The 17,610-nt window shown below is 72.4% G+C and carries 14 protein-coding genes; 5 read left to right on the top strand and 9 right to left on the bottom strand.

Annotation, left to right across the window (positions count from 1 at the left end; all coding sequences use genetic code 11):
• Positions 1–383: 383 nt before the first annotated feature.
• From MMA15_RS05370 to MMA15_RS05340, 7 genes are all read right to left on the bottom strand, one after another.
• Positions 384–1,508, bottom strand: coding sequence for an ArsR/SmtB family transcription factor (locus MMA15_RS05370; protein WP_241057842.1), 1,125 nt, complete (start codon positions 1,506–1,508; stop codon positions 384–386).
• 308 nt (positions 1,509–1,816) lie between these two features.
• Complete coding sequence (gene sucB, locus MMA15_RS05365) at positions 1,817–3,574, bottom strand: 2-oxoglutarate dehydrogenase, E2 component, dihydrolipoamide succinyltransferase (protein ID WP_241057840.1); 1,758 nt, start codon at positions 3,572–3,574, stop codon at positions 1,817–1,819.
• 105 nt (positions 3,575–3,679) lie between these two features.
• Positions 3,680–5,068, bottom strand: coding sequence for a dihydrolipoyl dehydrogenase (gene lpdA / locus MMA15_RS05360; RefSeq protein WP_241057837.1), 1,389 nt, complete (start codon positions 5,066–5,068; stop codon positions 3,680–3,682).
• Positions 5,069–5,599: 531 nt separating this feature from the next.
• Positions 5,600–7,168: a leucyl aminopeptidase gene (locus tag MMA15_RS05355; RefSeq protein ID WP_241057836.1), complete on the bottom strand. Its 1,569-nt coding sequence runs from the start codon at positions 7,166–7,168 to the stop codon at positions 5,600–5,602.
• 382 nt (positions 7,169–7,550) lie between these two features.
• Entirely contained in the window at positions 7,551–8,321 is a 771-nt protein-coding gene (locus tag MMA15_RS05350; protein ID WP_241063015.1) for an adenosylcobinamide-GDP ribazoletransferase, read from the bottom strand.
• Between the two features lie 542 nt (positions 8,322–8,863).
• Positions 8,864–9,997, bottom strand: coding sequence for a nicotinate-nucleotide--dimethylbenzimidazole phosphoribosyltransferase (locus MMA15_RS05345; RefSeq protein ID WP_241057835.1), 1,134 nt, complete (start codon positions 9,995–9,997; stop codon positions 8,864–8,866).
• 140 nt (positions 9,998–10,137) lie between these two features.
• The gene (locus MMA15_RS05340; RefSeq protein ID WP_241057834.1) at positions 10,138–11,499 is read right to left on the bottom strand and encodes a bifunctional adenosylcobinamide kinase/adenosylcobinamide-phosphate guanylyltransferase; all 1,362 of its coding nucleotides are present in this window, start codon (positions 11,497–11,499) and stop codon (positions 10,138–10,140) included.
• 93 nt (positions 11,500–11,592) lie between these two features.
• On the opposite strand from MMA15_RS05340, the gene MMA15_RS05335 reads away from it, so the two are divergent.
• The gene (locus tag MMA15_RS05335) at positions 11,593–11,820 is read left to right on the top strand and encodes a hypothetical protein (RefSeq protein WP_241057833.1); all 228 of its coding nucleotides are present in this window, start codon (positions 11,593–11,595) and stop codon (positions 11,818–11,820) included.
• 184 nt (positions 11,821–12,004) lie between these two features.
• Here MMA15_RS05335 and MMA15_RS05330 read toward each other — a convergent pair whose 3' ends face one another.
• Both MMA15_RS05330 and MMA15_RS05325 read right to left on the bottom strand, forming a co-directional pair.
• Positions 12,005–12,700 carry a class I SAM-dependent methyltransferase gene (locus MMA15_RS05330; RefSeq protein ID WP_241063014.1) on the bottom strand — a complete coding sequence of 232 codons (696 nt, stop codon included), beginning with the start codon at positions 12,698–12,700 and terminating at the stop codon, positions 12,005–12,007.
• Positions 12,701–12,788: 88 nt separating this feature from the next.
• The gene (locus MMA15_RS05325; protein WP_372498186.1) at positions 12,789–13,388 is read right to left on the bottom strand and encodes a DUF3043 domain-containing protein; all 600 of its coding nucleotides are present in this window, start codon (positions 13,386–13,388) and stop codon (positions 12,789–12,791) included.
• A 333-nt stretch (positions 13,389–13,721) separates the two neighbouring features.
• Here MMA15_RS05325 and MMA15_RS05320 point away from each other — a divergent pair, with 333 nt between their 5' ends.
• The 4 genes from MMA15_RS05320 (at position 13,722) to MMA15_RS05305 (ending at position 17,588) form a co-directional block, all read left to right on the top strand.
• On the top strand, positions 13,722–14,525 hold the full coding sequence (locus tag MMA15_RS05320) for a PspA/IM30 family protein (protein WP_372498321.1): 804 nt from the start codon (positions 13,722–13,724) through the stop codon (positions 14,523–14,525).
• Positions 14,526–14,679: 154 nt separating this feature from the next.
• Positions 14,680–14,958, top strand: a complete 279-nt coding sequence (gene pspAA, locus MMA15_RS05315) for a PspA-associated protein PspAA (protein WP_241057829.1) — start codon at positions 14,680–14,682, stop codon at positions 14,956–14,958.
• A 327-nt stretch (positions 14,959–15,285) separates the two neighbouring features.
• The gene (locus MMA15_RS05310; RefSeq protein WP_241057828.1) at positions 15,286–16,884 is read left to right on the top strand and encodes a sensor histidine kinase; all 1,599 of its coding nucleotides are present in this window, start codon (positions 15,286–15,288) and stop codon (positions 16,882–16,884) included.
• The gene (locus MMA15_RS05305) at positions 16,881–17,588 is read left to right on the top strand and encodes a response regulator (RefSeq protein WP_241057825.1); all 708 of its coding nucleotides are present in this window, start codon (positions 16,881–16,883) and stop codon (positions 17,586–17,588) included. Before MMA15_RS05310 ends, MMA15_RS05305 begins: the two co-directional genes overlap by 4 nt.
• The last annotated feature ends 22 nt before the right edge of the window (positions 17,589–17,610 follow it).

Raw genomic sequence — 17,610 nt, 5'->3', positions numbered from 1 at the left:
GGTCCCCGCAGACAGGCAAGGCACCGAGCCGAGCCCGAACTCGCCTTTCTGGCCTCGGTGTTGAGGCTGTGGCTTCAACTCCGTGGCAGCGGCGGGTTTTCTCGGACACAGTCCTTCGCGTGCAGGGCGTTCCTCCGCCCGGCACCGGGGGACAGCAAGGAGGGCGCGGACGTGATCCGCGGCTGCCTCTGCGCGGACGGCCTTACGCCGGGAACGGCAGGCAAATCCGGCCATGGCCGCCGAACAGTGCCCCCGCCTGCCCGCAACCGCAGGCGGGGGCCTTGCTGACCGTACGTACTCACTGTCCGTGCGTACCCGTCGACCGTACGTACCCATTGACCGTACGCACTCACCGCACATGCGCAGGGTGCTCGACGCGGCAGTCATCGGGGCCGCATGCGGGCTACGCCCCCGGGAGCCCACCCACTACGTGCCCGTTCACATCGGGCTCGTTCACTACGGGCCGCCAGGCGCTCCGGGGTCCTCAGGGCCCGCCGTCTGCTGCCGCAGCAACGTGCCGCCCGCCGGACTGAGTTGATGGAAGACGCTGTTGGCGTGCCGGTGGCTGACGATGAGGCCGGCGCGTCACGCAGCACGGCAGTGTGCTGGCTCGCCGCCGACGGGGAGATGCCGACGTGGCGGGCGAGTTCTGAGGTGTTGGGTACGTGCGCGGCGGCCCGCAGCACCGCCGCCCGTGTGGCGCCCAGCAGCCGGTCGAGCGCATCGGCCGTGGGGGAGGTCTCCTCTACGCCGGGCGGAGCGGTGGACATCCACCGCGGGTCGTGGTCGAGGGGATAGAGCACCGTGGGCGGCAGTTCGGGGTCCGCCAGCGGCACCGGACGGTTCCACAGGAACTGCGAGGGCACCAGCATCAACCCCCTTCCCGCCAGCCGCAGATCCCGGTCCACCGGGTGCGAGGGGATCTCCAGTACGGGCGGACGCCAGCGCATCGCCGGACGGAAACTCGCCAACAGGCCCTGCGCACCGCCCACTCCACCCGTGTGCAGCGCCCTCATGCGCACCGCCCGGTCCGCCGCGGCACGCCTGCGGATCGCCGGCCAGTACGGCGAGAGCGCACGGCGGTGATAGCCGGACATCATCTCCCCGAGCCGCCGACGGGCGTGCGGCGAACGGTCGGTGAGGTCCTGTGCCCAGCTCGGGGCGCCCACCCGCTCGTGCAGGATGCCCAGTTCGTACGAGATGCGCTCACGCGGGGTGGCGACCACGGCCTCGATCCCTTCCTCGAGGCCGAGCAGGCCCTCGGGCGGGGTGAGGAAGTCCGGGAAGTAACTGGCGTCGGGCACGAGCGGCAGCAACTGCCGTACGTCGTCCGTGCAGCCGTGACGGCGAAGCTCGGCCCGCACACGGCGGCGCCACTCGGCGAAGGGCACCCGCCCGTAACGGGCGCGCAGCATTTGCAGACTGAAGACCGTCTCCCAGAGCGGATCGGGGCCTTCGGCGACATGTGTACGTGCGAGGTCCGTACCGGTGAAGTGGATGCGCAGCATGCGGGTGCTCCCCGGGGTCTCTGCCGGGCCCCGATCGTACGCGCGGCCCAACACCGTGCCGTGGCCGGGTAGTTGGCGCGGTCGGCCGTCTGGGCGCCCGATCCGCCGCACCCCTCGGCTGTGCCGCCCTGCCCCTACGCCGCGAGTCCCCCCCCCACGAGCCCGTACGCGCAGGCGCGTAAACGCAGGGAAGGGGAGCCCGCCACAAGTCGCCCGGCGCAGGCCGCCCGCCACAACGGCGGCGGCCCCGCGCGGAGCAGCCGGAGAGGCTGTCCGTGCGGGGCCGCCGAGGCCGTCCGCGGGCCGGGTCAGAGACCCAGCTCGCCCTCGAACTCCCCTGCCTCCAGGCGGGCCTTGACGTCGCTGAGGTAGCGAGCGGCGTCCGCGCCGTCGACGAGCTGGTGGTCGTAGGAGAGGGTCAGATAGGTCATGTCGCGGATGGCGATGGTCTCGCCCAGCTCCGGGTGGTCGATCACCATCGGACGGCGCACTGTCGCGCCGATGCCCAGCTCCGCGACCTGCGGGTAGTTCACGATCACCGTGTCGAACAGCGCACCGCGCGAACCGGTGTTGCTGATGGTGAACGTGCCGCCCGACATGTCGTCCGGGCCCAGGCCGCCCTCGCGGACCTTCTTGGCGAGCTCGGCAGTCTTGCGGGCGATGCCCGCGAGGTTGAGGTTCCCGGCCTCCTTGATGACCGGCACCATCAGGCCCTTTTCGGAGTCCACCGCGATGCCGATGTTCTCGACGTCGTGGTAGGTGATCGTGCCGTCGTCGTTGAGGCGGGCGTTGACCGACGGGTGCGCCTTGAGCGCCTCCGCCGCGGCCTGTACGAAGAACGGCATCGGGGAGAGCTTGACGCCCTCACGCGCCGCGAAGGAGTCCTTGGCGCGGGCCCGCAGCCGCATCACGCGCGTGACGTCGACCTCGACCACCGTCGACAACTGCGCCTGATTGTGCAGGGCCTTCATCATGTTCTCGGCGATGACCTTGCGGATGCGCGGCATCTTCACGGTCTGGCCGCGCAGCGGAGAGGGCTCCAGCTTCGGCGACTTGGGAGCCGTGGACGCCGCCGCGGGTGCCGGGGCCGCCTGCGCCGCCGACCTGGCCGCCTCGGCCGCGGCCGTGACGTCCTGCTTGCGGATACGGCCGCCTACGCCGGTGCCCTTGACGGTGCTCAGGTCCACGCCCTGCTCGTTGGCGAGCTTCCGTACGAGCGGTGTGACGTATGCGCCGTCGGTCTCGCTCACGGCCGGAGCTGCGGGAGCCGCGGGGGCGGCGGGCGCCGCCGGTGCGGGAGCGGGCGCGGGAGCCGGAGCCGCCTGCGGTGCGGGCTGTGCCTCGGGCTGAGGCTTGGCCTCGGCCGCCGGTGCGGGCTTCGGCTGCGGCTGCGGCGCGGGAGCCTGCTGAGGCTGGGGCTGGGCCGGTGCCGGAGCGGGCTCCGCAGCGGGAGCGGCGCCCGACGCACCGATGACGGCCAGCTTCGAACCGACCTCGGCGGTCTCGTCCTCGCCGACGACGATCTCCAGCAGCGTGCCCGCGGCCGGGGCCGGGATCTCGGTGTCGACCTTGTCGGTGGAGACCTCCAGCAGCGGCTCGTCCGCCTGTACGTCCTCACCGACCTGCTTCAGCCAGCGCGTGACGGTGCCCTCGGTGACGGACTCGCCCAGCGCGGGAAGGACGACGTCCGTGCCCTCCGCGGAGCCGCCTCCGCCGCCCGCGGGTGCGGCGGCCGGCTCAGGCTGGGGCTGCGCCTGAGGTTCCGGCTGTGCCGCCGGTGCGGCCTCGGGCTGCGCCGCCGGGGCCTCGGCCGCCGCGGCCGGAGCGCCGCCGTCCTCGATCACGGCCAGCTCGGCGCCGACCTCGACCGTCTCGTCCTCGGCGACCTTGATGGAGGAGAGCGTCCCGGCGGCCGGGGCCGGGATCTCGGTGTCGACCTTGTCGGTGGAGACCTCGAGCAGCGGCTCGTCGGCCTCCACTTGCTCACCCTCGGCTTTCAGCCAGCGGGTGACGGTGCCCTCGGTGACGCTCTCGCCGAGCGCCGGCAGGGTTACGGAAACCGCCATGGTTTCGGTTGCTCCTAACGGAATGGTGCGGATGCGGGTAGCGCCCGGACTCTTCCCCTTCGGCCTCTCGCTTCGCTTCGGCGGGAGGACCGGGGGAGACCCCAATCAGTCGTGCGAGTGCAGCGGCTTGCCCGCGAGGGCCAGATGGGCCTCGCCGAGCGCCTCGCTCTGCGTCGGGTGGGCGTGGATGAGCTGCGCGACCTCGGCCGGCAGCGCTTCCCAGTTGTAGATGAGCTGAGCCTCGCCCACCTGCTCGCCCATCCGGTCACCGACCATGTGGACGCCGACCACGGCACCATCGCGGACCTGGACCAGCTTGATCTCGCCCGTGGTGTTGAGGATCTTGCTCCTGCCGTTGCCGGCGAGGTTGTACTTGAGGGTGACGACCTTGTCGGCCCCGTAGACCTCCTTGGCCTTCTCCTCCGTGATGCCGACGGAGGCGACCTCCGGGTGGCAGTACGTCACCCTCGGCACGCCGTCGTAGTCCACCGGCACCGGGTTCAGCCCGGCCAGCCGCTCCGCGACGAGGATGCCCTCGGCGAAGCCGACGTGTGCGAGCTGGAGCGTCGGGATGAGGTCGCCGACCGCGGAGATCGTCTCCACGTTCGTACGGCAGTACTCGTCGGCGAGGACGAAGCCGCGGTCCATCGCGACCCCGGCCTCCTCGTAACCCAGGCCCTGCGAGACGGGGCCGCGCCCGATGGCGACGAGCAGCACCTCCGCCTCGTACTCCTTGCCGTTGGCGAGGGAGACCTTCACACCCTTGTCGGTGTACTCGGCCTTCTCGAAGAACGAGCCGAGTGAGAAGGCGATTCCGCGCTTGCGGAAGGCGCGCTCCAGCAGCTTCGAGCTGTTCTCGTCCTCGGCCGGCACGAGGTGCGGCAGGCCCTCGACGATCGTCACGTCCGTGCCGAACGACTTCCAGGCGGAGGCGAATTCGACGCCGATGACACCGCCGCCGAGGATGATCGCGGACTCCGGTACGCGGTCCAGGACCAGCCCGTGGTCGGAGGAGATGATGCGGTCGCCGTCGATCTCCAGGCCGGGCAGCGTCTTGGGCACCGATCCCGTCGCGAGCAGGATGTGCCGGCCCTCGTAGCGCTGGCCGTTGACGTCGACGGAAGTGGGGGAGGACAGCCTGCCCTCGCCCTCCACGTATGTGATCTTGCGGGAGGCGACCAGCCCCTGAAGGCCCTTGTACAGCCCCGAGACCACGCCGTCCTTGTACTTGTGCACCCCGGCCATGTCGATGCCGTCGAAGGTGCTCTTCACGCCGAACTTCGCGCCCTCGCGGGCCTGGTCGGCCAGCTCGCCGGCGTGCAGCAGAGCCTTGGTGGGGATGCAGCCCCGGTGCAGACAGGTGCCGCCCAGCTTGTCCTTCTCGATCAGGGCGACGTCCAGACCAAGCTGCGCCCCGCGCAGGGCAGCCGCATAGCCGCCGCTGCCGCCTCCGAGGATCACTAGGTCGAAAACGGTGCTGGCGTCGTTCGCCACGTCACGTCCTCCATGCATGGGTGTGCCGGGCCGGTCCGCTGTATGACCGGGCGGCTGTGTTGCGGCCGTTCTGCTCGGCCCTGGACTCGGCTCGGTGAAGCCGTGCTGGGGCCCTGTCCTGCCGGGGACCCATCTTCGCACTTGTCGGCGGACAGCGGGACGCGGGTCCGAGTACCCGGCGGTACGGCCATGATCGCTTTCGGCGAACTCGGCCGTACCGCAGGGCGACTGGCTGACATACCCCTCATAAGGGACGGAAGTGTGACGCTGCTCACTTCCCGCCCGGCGGTCGCGTGCGGCTTCCTTGCGCGGGGCCGGTACGCGGGTCCCGTACGAGGTCTCCGCAGGCGCGGCCCGTACGGCGACGGCCGGGCGGGAGCGGCTCGCGGCCATGGAGTCCGGCACGCGGCCATGGAGTCCGGGACATGCTCACGCCTCGGGCGCTTGCCCGCACTCACGGTCACTCATGGTCACGCACGATCACGCGCCCAACCGCCCATGGAGCACGGGGGACCGGAACTCCCGCCGGGCTCAGGGGAGTTCGCCCGAAGCGGCGCGCTCGGCGAGCCGCACCAGCGTGCGCACGCCTGAACCGGTGCCGCCCTTGGGGGTGTAGCCGAAGGCGCCCGACTCGTTGAACGCCGGTCCCGCGATGTCCAGATGGGCCCAGAGGACGTCCTCGTCGACGAACTCCTTCAGGAACAGGCCCGCGACGAGGCCGCCGCCCGGCCGCTCGCCGATGTTGGAGATGTCGGCGACGGGCGACTCCATGCCCTTGCGCAGATGCGTCGGCATCGGCATCGGCCAGGACGCCTCGCCCGCCTCCTCGGCCAGTTCGTGCAGGGTGCCGCGGAAGTCGTCGTCGTTGCTGAGGACTCCGAAGGTGCGGTTGCCGAGCGCCAGCACCATCGCACCGGTGAGGGTGGCCACGTCGACGAGCGCGTCGGGCGACTCCTCGCAGGCGCGGGCCAGCGCGTCGGCGAGCACCAACCGCCCCTCGGCGTCGGTGTTGAGGACCTCGACGGTCTTGCCGCTGTACATGCTGAGCACGTCACCCGGACGAGTGGCCGTACCGGAGGGCATGTTCTCGGCGAGCGCCAGCCAGCCCGTGACGTTGACGCGCAGACCGAGCCGGGCCGCCGAGACGACCGCGGCCAGGACGGCGGCGGCGCCGCTCATGTCGCACTTCATCGTCTCGTTGTGGCCGACGGGCTTCAGCGACAGGCCGCCCGAGTCGTAGGTGATGCCCTTGCCCACGAGTGCGATGTTCTTCTTCGCCTTGGGGTGGGTGTGTGCGATCCGCACCAGCCGCGGCGGGTTGGCCGAACCCTTGCCGACGCCGAGGATGCCGCCGTAGCCGCCCTTGGCGAGCGCGCCCTCGTCCAGCACCTCGATGTCCAGGTCGTACTGCTTGGCCGCATCGCGCGCACGGTCGGCGAAGGCGGCCGGAGTCAGGTCGTTCGAGGGGGTGTTGATGAGGTCGCGGGCGCGTGCGACCTCGGCGGCGAGCACCTCGGCACGGTCCGCCGCGGCCTTGTGCGCCTTGTCGCGGGGCTTCGCGCCGACGACGGCGATCTCGGCGAGCGGCGCACGCGGTCCGTCCTTGTCCTTCTTGCCGCCGTCGCCCTTGGCGTTCTTCCTGCCGCCTCCCTCGTCGCCCGAACTCCGGTACGCGGTGAAGGAGTACGCGCCGAGCAGCGCCCCCTCCGTCACGGCCGCCACCGACGCGGCGTCCTCGACGGGCAGCGCGAACGCGGCCTTCTTCGTACCGGCCAGCGCACGCGCCGCGGTGCCCGCCGCACGGCGCAGCGTCTCCGGGTCGTAGGAGTCGTGCTTCCCGGGTGCCTCGCCCAGGCCCACGGCCAGCACCACCGGCGCCTTGATCCCGGCGTCAGGCGCCGGAAGCTTGGTGGTCTCGCCCTCGCCGCCGCCCGCGCCGAGCGCGTCAAGGGTCGCGGCGAGCTTTCCGCCGTACGCCTTGTCCACGGCTTCGCCGCCGGGAGCGACCACGGGGCCCTTGGCGCCCTTGGCGACGCCGATCACGACGACGTCCACGCGCTGGGCCGTGGCGGACGAGGTGCTGAGAGTCAGAGCAGACACGGTGAGAGGGACCTTCTTCCTATTCGGACACCGGAACGCGGATCGCCGGATACGGGTGAGCGGCTTCCGGCACATCGGGCATCGTATGCCGCACGGAACGTGGTATGCGGAGACCATACGCTCACCTCCGGAGCCCCAACGGTGGGCCCGGGGAGGGGTGATGGCCCGGCGGGCCGGGGTCCCATACGGGCCAAATACCGCGAAGTCGGAGACAGATTTGGGGAGTTGACTCGCACAACGGGACGCCCGCGGCGCGGCTGCGGCACGCCGCCGTCCGGTGCGACTTCCGGCCGAAAAGCCGACAGTCGAGATGTTTTCAGCCGGGCGTCGCGGTGTCCGTAGGGCCCGGGACGTCCGGGGGCCGGGGAAGCCCGGGAAGTCCTCAGCCGAATGCGAGCACGACCAGCGCCGTGGTGGACGCGCACTCCGCGACCGCACCGAAGACATCGCCGGTGACGCCCCCGAAACGGCGGCGGCAGTGCCACGAGAGCCCCTCGGCGGCGGCCAGTCCGAACACCACCGCGAAGAGGTACGAGAGGGCACCCGGCAGCGGACTCCACCAGTTGACTATTCCGCCCGCGAGCCCGGCCGTCACCGCGACCCCTGCCGCGACCGTCACCGCCGTACGCACGGGGACCGTACCGGCGACCAGCGCCCCCAGCCCCTCCGGGCGTGCGGCGGCCACGTCGGAGCGGGCCGCGAGCGTGATGGCCGTACGCGCCGTGACGGCCGAGACGACGACGGCGAGCGCGCCCTGCGCCCAACCGCCCTCGCTGTACAGCTCGTTGAAGACCGCAGTCTGCGCCAGCAGCGTCAGCACAAGGGTGAGCACGCCGAACGGGCCGATATCCGAGCGCTTCATGATCCGCAGCGCCTCGTCGGCGGGCATGGCGCTGCCCAACCCGTCGGCGACGTCCGCGAGTCCGTCCAGGTGCAGTGCCCGGGTCAGTACGGCGGGCACGGCGACGGAGGCGACGGCGGCGAGCAGCGCGGACGTGCCGAGCAGCAGCAGCGACAGACCCGCGGCGGCGGCAGCCAGTCCTACGATCAGGCCTGCGAGGGGCGCCCACTCCATGCCGCGTCGGGCGGACTCACGGTCCCAGCGCGGTACGCCTACGGGGATGACGGTGAGCGTGCCGAGGGCGAAGCGGATGCCCTCCTCGGCGGAGGCGGAGGCGGAGGTCGAGGCGCTGCCGGGGTCCTCGGTGCCGGGGGCGGCTCCGGCCTGTTCCGTCGGGCTGCCATCGGCCTCGGTTCCGGCACCGCTGTCCGCCTCGGCTCCGCTATCGGCATCGGCGGCGGAACCTGCCTCGGAACCTGCCTCGGCACCGCTATCGGCACCGGCGGCGGGTTCGGCCGTCGAGCTGCCCGTACTGCCGCTGTCCGCGGGCCCGTTGCCCACCTGCTCCTGCCCGTCCCCTTCCATCCGTGCGGGATCGGCGGAGCGGCGGTCGGCCGGGCCGGACTCGCCGGGTCCGCCGGGTCCGCCGTCATGTGAAGGCCCGTCCGGGGGAGCGGTGTTCATCGGATCGCAGGCTAGCGCTTCACGGTCCGCAGCGGCACCGGCGGCACCCGGTGAACTCCCGCCGCCCGCGCGGGACGAGGCCGCTCACCGCGGGCTCGCTCCGTGGGGACCCCGGCAGCCGCGCCGGCCCAGGCCGGCCGTTTGTCGGCGGCGCGTCCGATCGGTCTTGCTCAAGTGGCGTCCAGCGCCGGGGAGTTCGTGGCGTCGTCGTCTCCGTCCGTACCCGCCTCGCCGTCCGTCCCTTCGGCCGTGTCCTCCCGTACCGGCAGCTCCGCCGCGAGTTCCGCGGCGGCCTGCACCAGAGGCAGCGCGAGCAGCGCGCCCGTACCGCCGCCGACCTCGACGCGCTGCTCCAGCAGCGGATCGAGCGCCATGCGGTCGAGCGCCTTCGCCTGCGCGGGCTCGCTGCACGCATGACCCGCCACCCACCAGTCGGGGGCGCGGAACGCCACCCGCTGTGAGACGAGGGCGCAGGCCGCCGAGACCACGCCGTCGAGGACGACGGGCGTACGCCGCACCGCGGACTGGAGCAGGAACCCTGTCGCCGCGGTGAGGTCCGCGCCCCCCACCGCCGCCAGCAGTTCGAGCTGATCGCCGAGTACGGGACGTGCGCGGCGTAGCCCGTCCCTGATGGCCGCGCACTTGCGCATCCAGGCCAGATCGTCGATCTCGCCGCCGCCCCTGCCGGTGACCACCGAGGCGTCGGTGCCGCAGAGCGCGGCGATCAGCGTGCCCGCGGCCGTCGTACCTCCGGTCGACAGATCGCCGAGCACGACGAGGTCGGTGCCGGAGTCGGCCTCCTCGTCGGCGACGGCCATCCCCGCACGGAACGCCGTTTCCGCCTCCTGCGCCGTCAGCGTGTCCTCGATGTCGAGCCGCCCCGACGAGCGCCGCACCCGGTGCCGCGTCACCTCGTCGGGCAGCTCGGACGGATCGCAGTCCAGCGCCATGTCGACGACCCTGACGGGGACTTGGAGGCGGCGCGCGAGGATCGCCGCGGGAGTGGTGCCCTCCAGCGTCTCCCTCACGAGCGTGTGCGCGCTGCCCGCCGGGCGGGAGGAGACCTCCAGCGAGGCCACGCCGTGATCGCCGGCGAAGACGACCAGCCGCGGCTGCCGGATCGGTTCGACGGGCAGCCGCCCCTGAGCCGCCGTCAGCCACTCGCCCAGCGCGTCGAGCCTGCCCAGCGCTTCCGGGGGAAGTCCGGTCCGCGCCCTCCGCTCCTCGGCGTCCCGGCGAAGTCCGCCGTGCGGGCGCTCGATCAGGTCGGAGAAGTCGTCCAGGTCCAGGGTGCGGTCAGTCATGTTGGCGAAGCGTACGGGACGAGTACGGCGCGTACGGAGGCAACCGCTGCGGTGCGGCGAGGGCGCCCTTCGCGGTGCCGGTTCGAGGCGCGGAACGGGACTCGGACGGGGGCGCGGACCGTCGCCCGTGCGGGCCCGCCTCAGCCGCGCAGCGGCTGTGCGACACCGGCGGTCACCAGCAGCACGTGCTCGCACTCGGCGGCGAACTCCGCGTTCAGACGGCCCAGTTCGTCGCGGAAACGGCGCCCCGACGCGGTCCCCGGCACGATGCCCGAACCGACCTCGTTGCTCACCGCCACCACCGTGCGCCGAGTCCGCCGCAGCGCCGCCAGCAGCGCCGAGACCCGCTCCCTCAGCATCCGTGAACCGACCGTGGCCCAGCGCTCGTCGTCCCACGCGCCCACAGAGTCCATCGCGTCCGTCAGCCACAGCGCGAGACAGTCGATGAGCAGCGGCGGGCCGCTCGCCTCCAGCAGCGGGACCAGATCGCAGGTCTCCTCCGTACGCCACGACGCCGGCCGCCGCTCCTTGTGCGCGCCCACGCGTGCCGCCCACTCGGGGTCGCCGTCGCGGCTGCCGCCGGTGGCCACGTAGACGACGCCGGGGAAGGCGGCCAGCCGCTGCTCCGCCTCCGCCGACTTGCCGGAGCGTGCACCGCCGAGCACCAGCGTGCGCCGTGGGACCTCCGGCAGGTCCGGATAGTCGCCGACGACGAGGGTCGTACCGTCCGCTTCGGTGTGCGCCCCCGCCGCCGCGAGACGGCGGTGCAGCTCGGGACCCGGCGATACGTCGTGGTCGATGTGGACGGCGACGACGTCGGTAGCGGGCCCGACGGCGCCCGCGGCACGGAGGCGGGCGAGCGCCTCGGGCCGCCCCAGCACGTCGAGGAGCACCATGTCGTACGGGCCGTCCGGGACGTTCTCGGTACGGGAGGGGGCACGCGACGCATGGACGGAACCGTGGGCGGGCCCCTCCTGGGACCCCTGCTCCCGTGACCCCGGCGCGTGCCCGGCGCCGGACGCCTCGGCGGAACCCTGAGCGGGGCCCACGTACGAGCCCGTCTCACGCCCCTCCTCCAGCCCGGCGGGCGCGGCACGCGGCGGCAGATAGAGAAGACGCTCACCGCCCGGCCCGGTCACGTGATAGCCGGTGCCCGGCGAGTCGAGGGCCACGGCACGTATGCGATGGCCGCTGATCAGGGCGAGGTCCTGCCGCTCGGAGACGCGCAGCGGAGCGGGCAGCCCGGCGGGCAGCTCCATCGCGGGACCCTCGTGCGGATGCGAGAGCAGCACCTGCCGTACGCCGTGCAGCGAACGCCCCGCGCGGGCGGCGGCGAACGCGGGACCGGGCGTCAGATCCAGCAGCACGATGCCGTCGACGAGGACGGCGGTGGCGGCGCGTGCGTTCGTACGGCCCTTGACGCAGGCGGCGCACACGGCACACGGGCAGTCGGGGCGGGGGAGTCCGGTGGGGGCTCCGGTGCCGAGGAGTGTGAGTTCCACCCCCCGATGGTCTCGTGAGCGGTCGGCGCCCGCCCACTCAGGATCACCCGGGATTAGTCTGCGGGCAGCAGCAGTCGATCTCTGGAGGCACACATGGCGTGGACGTGGCGGTTCGAGAAGGCCGACGGATCGGAGACCCAACCCGCCGTCGCGCCCGAGGAGTTCCCCACGCAGGGCGACGCCGAGTCCTGGATCGGCGAGGTCTGGAAGGAACTTCTGGACGGCGGCACGGACCAGGTGACGCTGCTGGACGACGGCAGCAAGGTCTACGGGCCGATGAGCCTGCACGCTCAGGAGGGCTACGAGGGCGAGAACGTCTGACGGCCGCGGATCGCCGGGCGCGGTGACGGGGAGCCCGAGGGCCCCGGTGACCAGGGGGCGCGGTAGCGGCGGCCGCCGTCCGGCCGGCGGCCGGACCAATCCCCCACGGGCCACGGCCGGTTGCTCCCCGCATGCTTACGGACCGGACCAGGGCCGCATGCGGGGGCCCGTGCCCCCGGCACCGTCAGCCCCGTACCCCGCAGATGTGCAGCATCGCCGCCACCGAACGGTACGGCTCGTCCCGTCCCGCCCGCTCCTCCGCGGCGAGCATCCGTTCCGCCTTGTCCTCCTCCGCCGGGAGGTCGTCGCGGCCGAATATCCCGACGCCGTACCACTGCCGCAGCGGCGTGCCGAGCCCCGCGAGGCCCCGGGTCAGCGTCTCCAGCCGCAGCGCACCGCCTCCGCTCGCTGCGCTTCCCGTACGTACCGAGAAGTCGAGGGCGGCGAGCGCCGCGTCCCAGTCGCCGCTGCGGCCGGGGTGCATGGCCAGTGCCGCGTCGTTCCGTATCAGCAGGGAGAGCAGGCCGCCGCGGTCCAGCACACGGGCGAGTCCGGCGAGCGTGGTCCCCGGATCGCGGGCCTGGGTGAGGCCGCCGTGGCACAGCACCACGTCGAAGGTGCCGGGCAGGAAGTGAGCGCCGGTGTCCTCGCTGCCGCCCGCGACGAGCCGTATTCGTGCGCCTATCTCCTCGGGCTCCTCGGCGAGGTCCTTCTCGAAGAGTTCACGCAGGTCGGGATCGGACTGCAAGCCGGTGACCTCGTGGCCCGCGCGTGCCAGCCGCAGTGCCTGCACGCCACGGCCGAGCCCCACGTCGAGCACCCGCAGCGCCCGCCCCTCCTCGAAGCACGCCGACATCTGCTCGTCGAGCTGCCGTGCCAGAAGTCTCTGCCCGAGCTGCCCGGGATTGCTCAGATCCACGACGTGTCCTCAAGGCGACCGAAGTGCCCGGACCGGCCCGCGAAGCCGCTCAGGGCTTCTCGCCGCGTGCGACCTGCGGCTTGGGCAGGCGCATCTTGCGGAGCTGGAGCGTACGCATCAGCGCGTAGGCGACGGCACCGCGCCGGTTCTGGTCCGGGAAGCGCGCGGCCAGGTCCTTGCGGAGCCGGAAGCCGAGCCCGATCGAGTCCAGCACGATCATCACGATCACCATCAGCCAGAGCAACAGCGAGATGTTCTTGAGCTGGAGCGACGGCATCATGCTCAGCACCAGGATGATCACTGCCAGGGGCAGGAAGAACTCCGCGACCGACCAGCGCGAGTCGACATAGTCGCGTGCGAAGCGCCGCACGGGACCCTTGTCGCGTGCGGGCAGATAACGCTCGTCCCCGCTCGCCAGCGCCTGCCGCTGCCGGGCCATGTCGGTGCGGCGCGCCTCGCGCTGCCGCTTGGCGGCCTCCTTGCGGTTGGCCGGGGTCTTCGCGAGCGTGCGGCGCTGCGACTGCGCCTCGCTGCGCTTGGGCGTGGGCCTGCCCTTCGGGGCCTGCGGATCACGGGTCTGCTGGGGCTCGGCGGCGGTCACCTTGTCGGCGGGAGCGGCCTGCCCGTCCTTCGAACGGCTTCGGAACACGGCACCAAGCCTACGGTGCCCCGCGCGCCTCTCCCCAGGCCCGGCCGGGAACGATCTCACAACAGCGCGGCGCCTCCCGGGGTGGTTCCGCCCGTATCGTCCGGCCGTCTCCGCGGCCTCCGTCGGCTTCCGGAGGCTCCCGGCGGGCCGCAACCTACTCCCTGCGCCGGAGGCCGCGGAGCGCGATCGTCCTTCAGGAGGAGCGCATCCGCCGCCGAACAGTGCGGTAATGGAACCAGGGCCCGTAGTCTTGGGTCTTGTAGGTGTGTGCTGCTGAGGCTCAGTCCGTTACGAAGGGGGCGCGCGAGGCCCATGAGCGGTGTCATGAAGCGTATGGGGATGATCTTCCGCGCGAAGGCCAACAAGGCCCTGGACCGGGCCGAGGACCCGCGCGAGACGCTGGACTACTCGTACCAGAAGCAGCTTGAGCTGCTACAGAAGGTGCGCCGTGGGGTCGCCGACGTGGCGACGTCCCGTAAGCGCCTCGAACTCCAGATGAGCCAGTTGCAGGGCCAGTCCTCAAAGCTGGAGGAGCAGGGCAAGAAGGCCCTCGCCCTCGGCCGCGAGGACCTCGCCCGCGAGGCGCTCTCCCGCCGTGCCGCGCTCCAGCAGCAGGTCACGGACCTGGAGTCGCAGCACCAGACGCTCCAGGGCGAGGAGGAGAAGCTCACGCTCGCCTCCCAGCGGCTCCAGGCCAAGGTGGACGCCTTCCGTACGAAGAAGGAGACCATCAAGGCCACCTACACCGCCGCCCAGGCGCAGACCCGCATCGGCGAGGCCTTCTCCGGCATCTCGGAGGAGATGGGCGACGTGGGCATGGCCATCCAGCGGGCCGAGGACAAGACGGCCCAGCTCCAGGCACGTTCCGGTGCCATCGACGAACTGCTCGCCTCCGGTGCGCTCGACGACCCGTCCGGCATGGCGAAGGACGACATCACGGCGGAGCTGGACCGGCTCTCCGGCGGTACGGACGTCGAGCTGGAGCTTCAGCGGATGAAGGCCGAGCTGGCCGGCGGCTCGGAGGGCGGCGGACGGCAGGCCATCGAGAGCGGCGGCACCGAGCAGGCCCAGGGACAGGCCCAGGGACAGGGGCAGGACCAGCAGCAGTCCCAGGACACACCGAGGTTCGAGAAGTAGCGGCCGCGGGCAGCGCGGGGGAGCGCCCCGGTCGGCGAAGGCGGACCTCGTCCGTCGCCCCGGCCGGGAGCCACAGCGGACCGACACGGACGTACGGACCTACACCGGACCCAGACCGAGAAGCAGCCGACGGCCCCGCGAGAAGGAGAGCGACATGATCGTACGGATCATGGGGGAAGGCCAGGTGAAGCTGGACGACAGCCACTTCGCCGAGCTGAACAAGCTGGACGACGAGCTGCTCTCCGAGATGGAGAACGGAGACGAGGAAGGCTTCCGCCGCACCCTGACGGCTCTCCTCAACGCCGTACGGACGATGGGCACTTCGCTTCGCGACGACTCCCTGGAGCCGTCCGAGCTGATCCTCCCCGCGCCTGACGCGTCGCTCGAAGAGGTGCGGGAGATGCTCACGGAAGACGGCCTCATTCCCAACTGAGCCTCCCGGAACGGGTCTCGGGCCGCGCTCGGCTTCGCGGGGGCGGGCGGTTCGGGCCACCGCCTCAGAGCTACGTCCGGCGGCATCCCGCGTCGGGCGTTGTGAACATCCGGGGGCGGGCGGCCTTCGCACCCGCCCCCGAGCCTTTGAATTCCCTTGCCCTTCAGCCCTCCGAGTCCTGATTCCCCCGACGTGCCCGACACAGCAGACGTGCCCGATATGACGGCGAAACCCCCAGCAGGGCCAGACTCAGGTCCGAGTCCGAATCCGGGGCCCGGTCCAAGTCCGGGCCCCGGCTCCGGAGTTCTCGCCGACGTACGGCGGTGGATGCGCGCCCACCCCTACGCCGTCGACGCGCTCATCGCGCTCGGCGTCTTCGTCGCCATACTGGTCGGCGCCGCCGCCGAGTCCTCGCCCGGGCAGGAGGTGAGCCCCCGCTTCGGCCGTCGTGACGTGGCCCCCGCTACGGCCCTGCTGGCGGCGCTCGCCTGCGGCGTTCTGGTGCTGCGCCGCCGGGCTCCGATGCCGGTGCTGTGCATCACCGGGCTCGTCACCGTGGTCGGTCTGATCGTCGATCCCGGTACGGGCGCCTCCGGTGGGCATCGCGCGCCCATCGTCATCTCCGCGATCATCGCCCTGTACACGGTCTCCAATCGCACCGACCGCGTCACCAGCGTCCGCGTGGGCGTGCTGACCGTGGTGGTGCTCACCGCCGCCGGGATGCTGCTCGGCACCCGCCCCTGGTACGCACAGGACAACCTCGCCACGTTCGCCTGGACGGGGCTGGCCGCCGCCGCGGGGGAGGCCGTACGCAACCGGCGTGCCTTCGTGGACGCCATGCGTGAGCGTGCCGAACGGGCCGAGCGCACACGCGAGGAGGAGGCGCGCCGCCGCGTAGCCGAGGAGCGCATGCGCATCGCCCGCGAACTGCACGACGTGGTCGCCCACCACATCGCGCTCGTCAACGTGCAGGCCGGCGTCGCCTCCCACGTCATGGACCAGCGTCCCGACCAGGCCAAGGAGGCACTGGCCCACGTACGGGAGGCGAGCCGCCACGCGCTGAACGAACTCCAGGCCACGGTCGGCCTGTTGCGCCAGTCCGGCGAGAGCGTCGCGCCCACGGAGCCCGCGCCGGGGCTGGGCGTACTGGACGAGCTGGTCGAAGGGTTCACCAGGGCCGGCCTTTCGGTCTCGGTGGACGTCACCTCCGAGGGCGCCGGGGACGTCCGCGACGCGCGGGAGGGCGGGGGCACACCGCCCGGTGGGGCCCGTACGCCGGAGGGTGCTCGCACGTCAGAAGACGCCCGTACGCCGGGAGACGCCCATACGACCGCGGAGGCCCGTACGCCCGGAGACACCTGTACGACCGGGAACGCGGAGGCGCAGCGCGCTCTGCCGTCGGCGGTGGACCTCACCGCGTACCGCGTGGTCCAGGAGGCCCTGACGAATGTGCAGAAGCACGTCGGTGCGGGGGCGCACGCCGAGGTGCGGATCGTGACGCGGCGAGACGCCCTGGAGATCACGGTCACGGACGACGGCGAAGGCGCCGCGGACGATCCGGCCACGCAGGCGGAGACGGGCGGGGGAGCCGGACGTGGCAACGCCCCCGGCACGGGCGCCACCGGCAGCACAGCCGCCGCGGCTCCCCATGGACCTGCCCCTGCGCCCACGCCCGCGCCGCCGCAGCCCCAACCCCCCGCTCCCGTCCGGGAGTCGGGCTCAGCCCGCGAGCCGGCGCCCGAGCAGGGCGGCGGCCATGGACTCATCGGAATGCGCGAGCGGGCCGTCGCGCTCCACGGCGAGTGCGAGACGGGCCCGCTGCCGGGCGGCGGCTTCCGCGTGCACGTACGGCTGCCGATACAGCAGCCACGGGCAGCGGAGACCGGCCCGACCGGCTTCCGCGCCGAGGAAGGCGCGTCCGCATGACGATCCGGGTGGTGCTGGCCGACGACCAGGCGCTGTTGCGCAGCGCCTTCAAGGTCCTGGTGGACTCCGAGCCGGACATGGAGGTCGTCGCCGAGGCGTCCGACGGGGCCGAGGCCGTCGATGTCGTACGAGCTTCGGGCGCCGACGTGGTGCTGATGGACATCCGCATGCCGGGCACCGACGGCCTCGACGCCACGCGCGCCATCAGTTCCGACCCGGCGCTGTCCGGGGTCAAGGTCGTGATCCTCACCACGTTCGAGGTGGACGAGTACGTAGTGCAGGCCCTGCGGGCCGGGGCCTGTGGATTCATCGGCAAGGGCGCCGAGCCTGAGGAACTGCTGACCGCGATCCGTACCGCCGCCAAGGGCGACGCCCTGCTCTCGCCCGCCGCCACCAAGGGACTGATCGCCTCCTTCCTGGCGCAGGAGAGCCCCTACGCGGCGCAGGACACGGCGGGCGAGGACCGCACGGCCGACGGGGAGGCCAGGCGCCCCGTCGACGTTCTCACCGGCCGCGAACGCGAGGTGCTGACCCTGATCGGCGGCGGCCTCAGCAACGACGAGATAGCGGAGCGGCTCGCGGTCAGCCCGCTCACCGTGAAGACGCATGTGAACCGCACCATGTCGAAGCTCGGGGCGCGCGACCGGGCGCAGCTGGTGGTCGCCGCGTATGAGAACGGCCTGGTGCGTCCGGGCCACGGCTGAGCACACGGCCGACGGACGAGCG

This window comes from Streptomyces marispadix (genome assembly GCF_022524345.1).
GTDB lineage: Bacteria > Actinomycetota > Actinomycetes > Streptomycetales > Streptomycetaceae > Streptomyces > Streptomyces marispadix.
The sequence above is the reverse complement of the archived record's forward strand: the minus strand, read 5'-3'. Positions and strand labels throughout refer to the sequence as shown.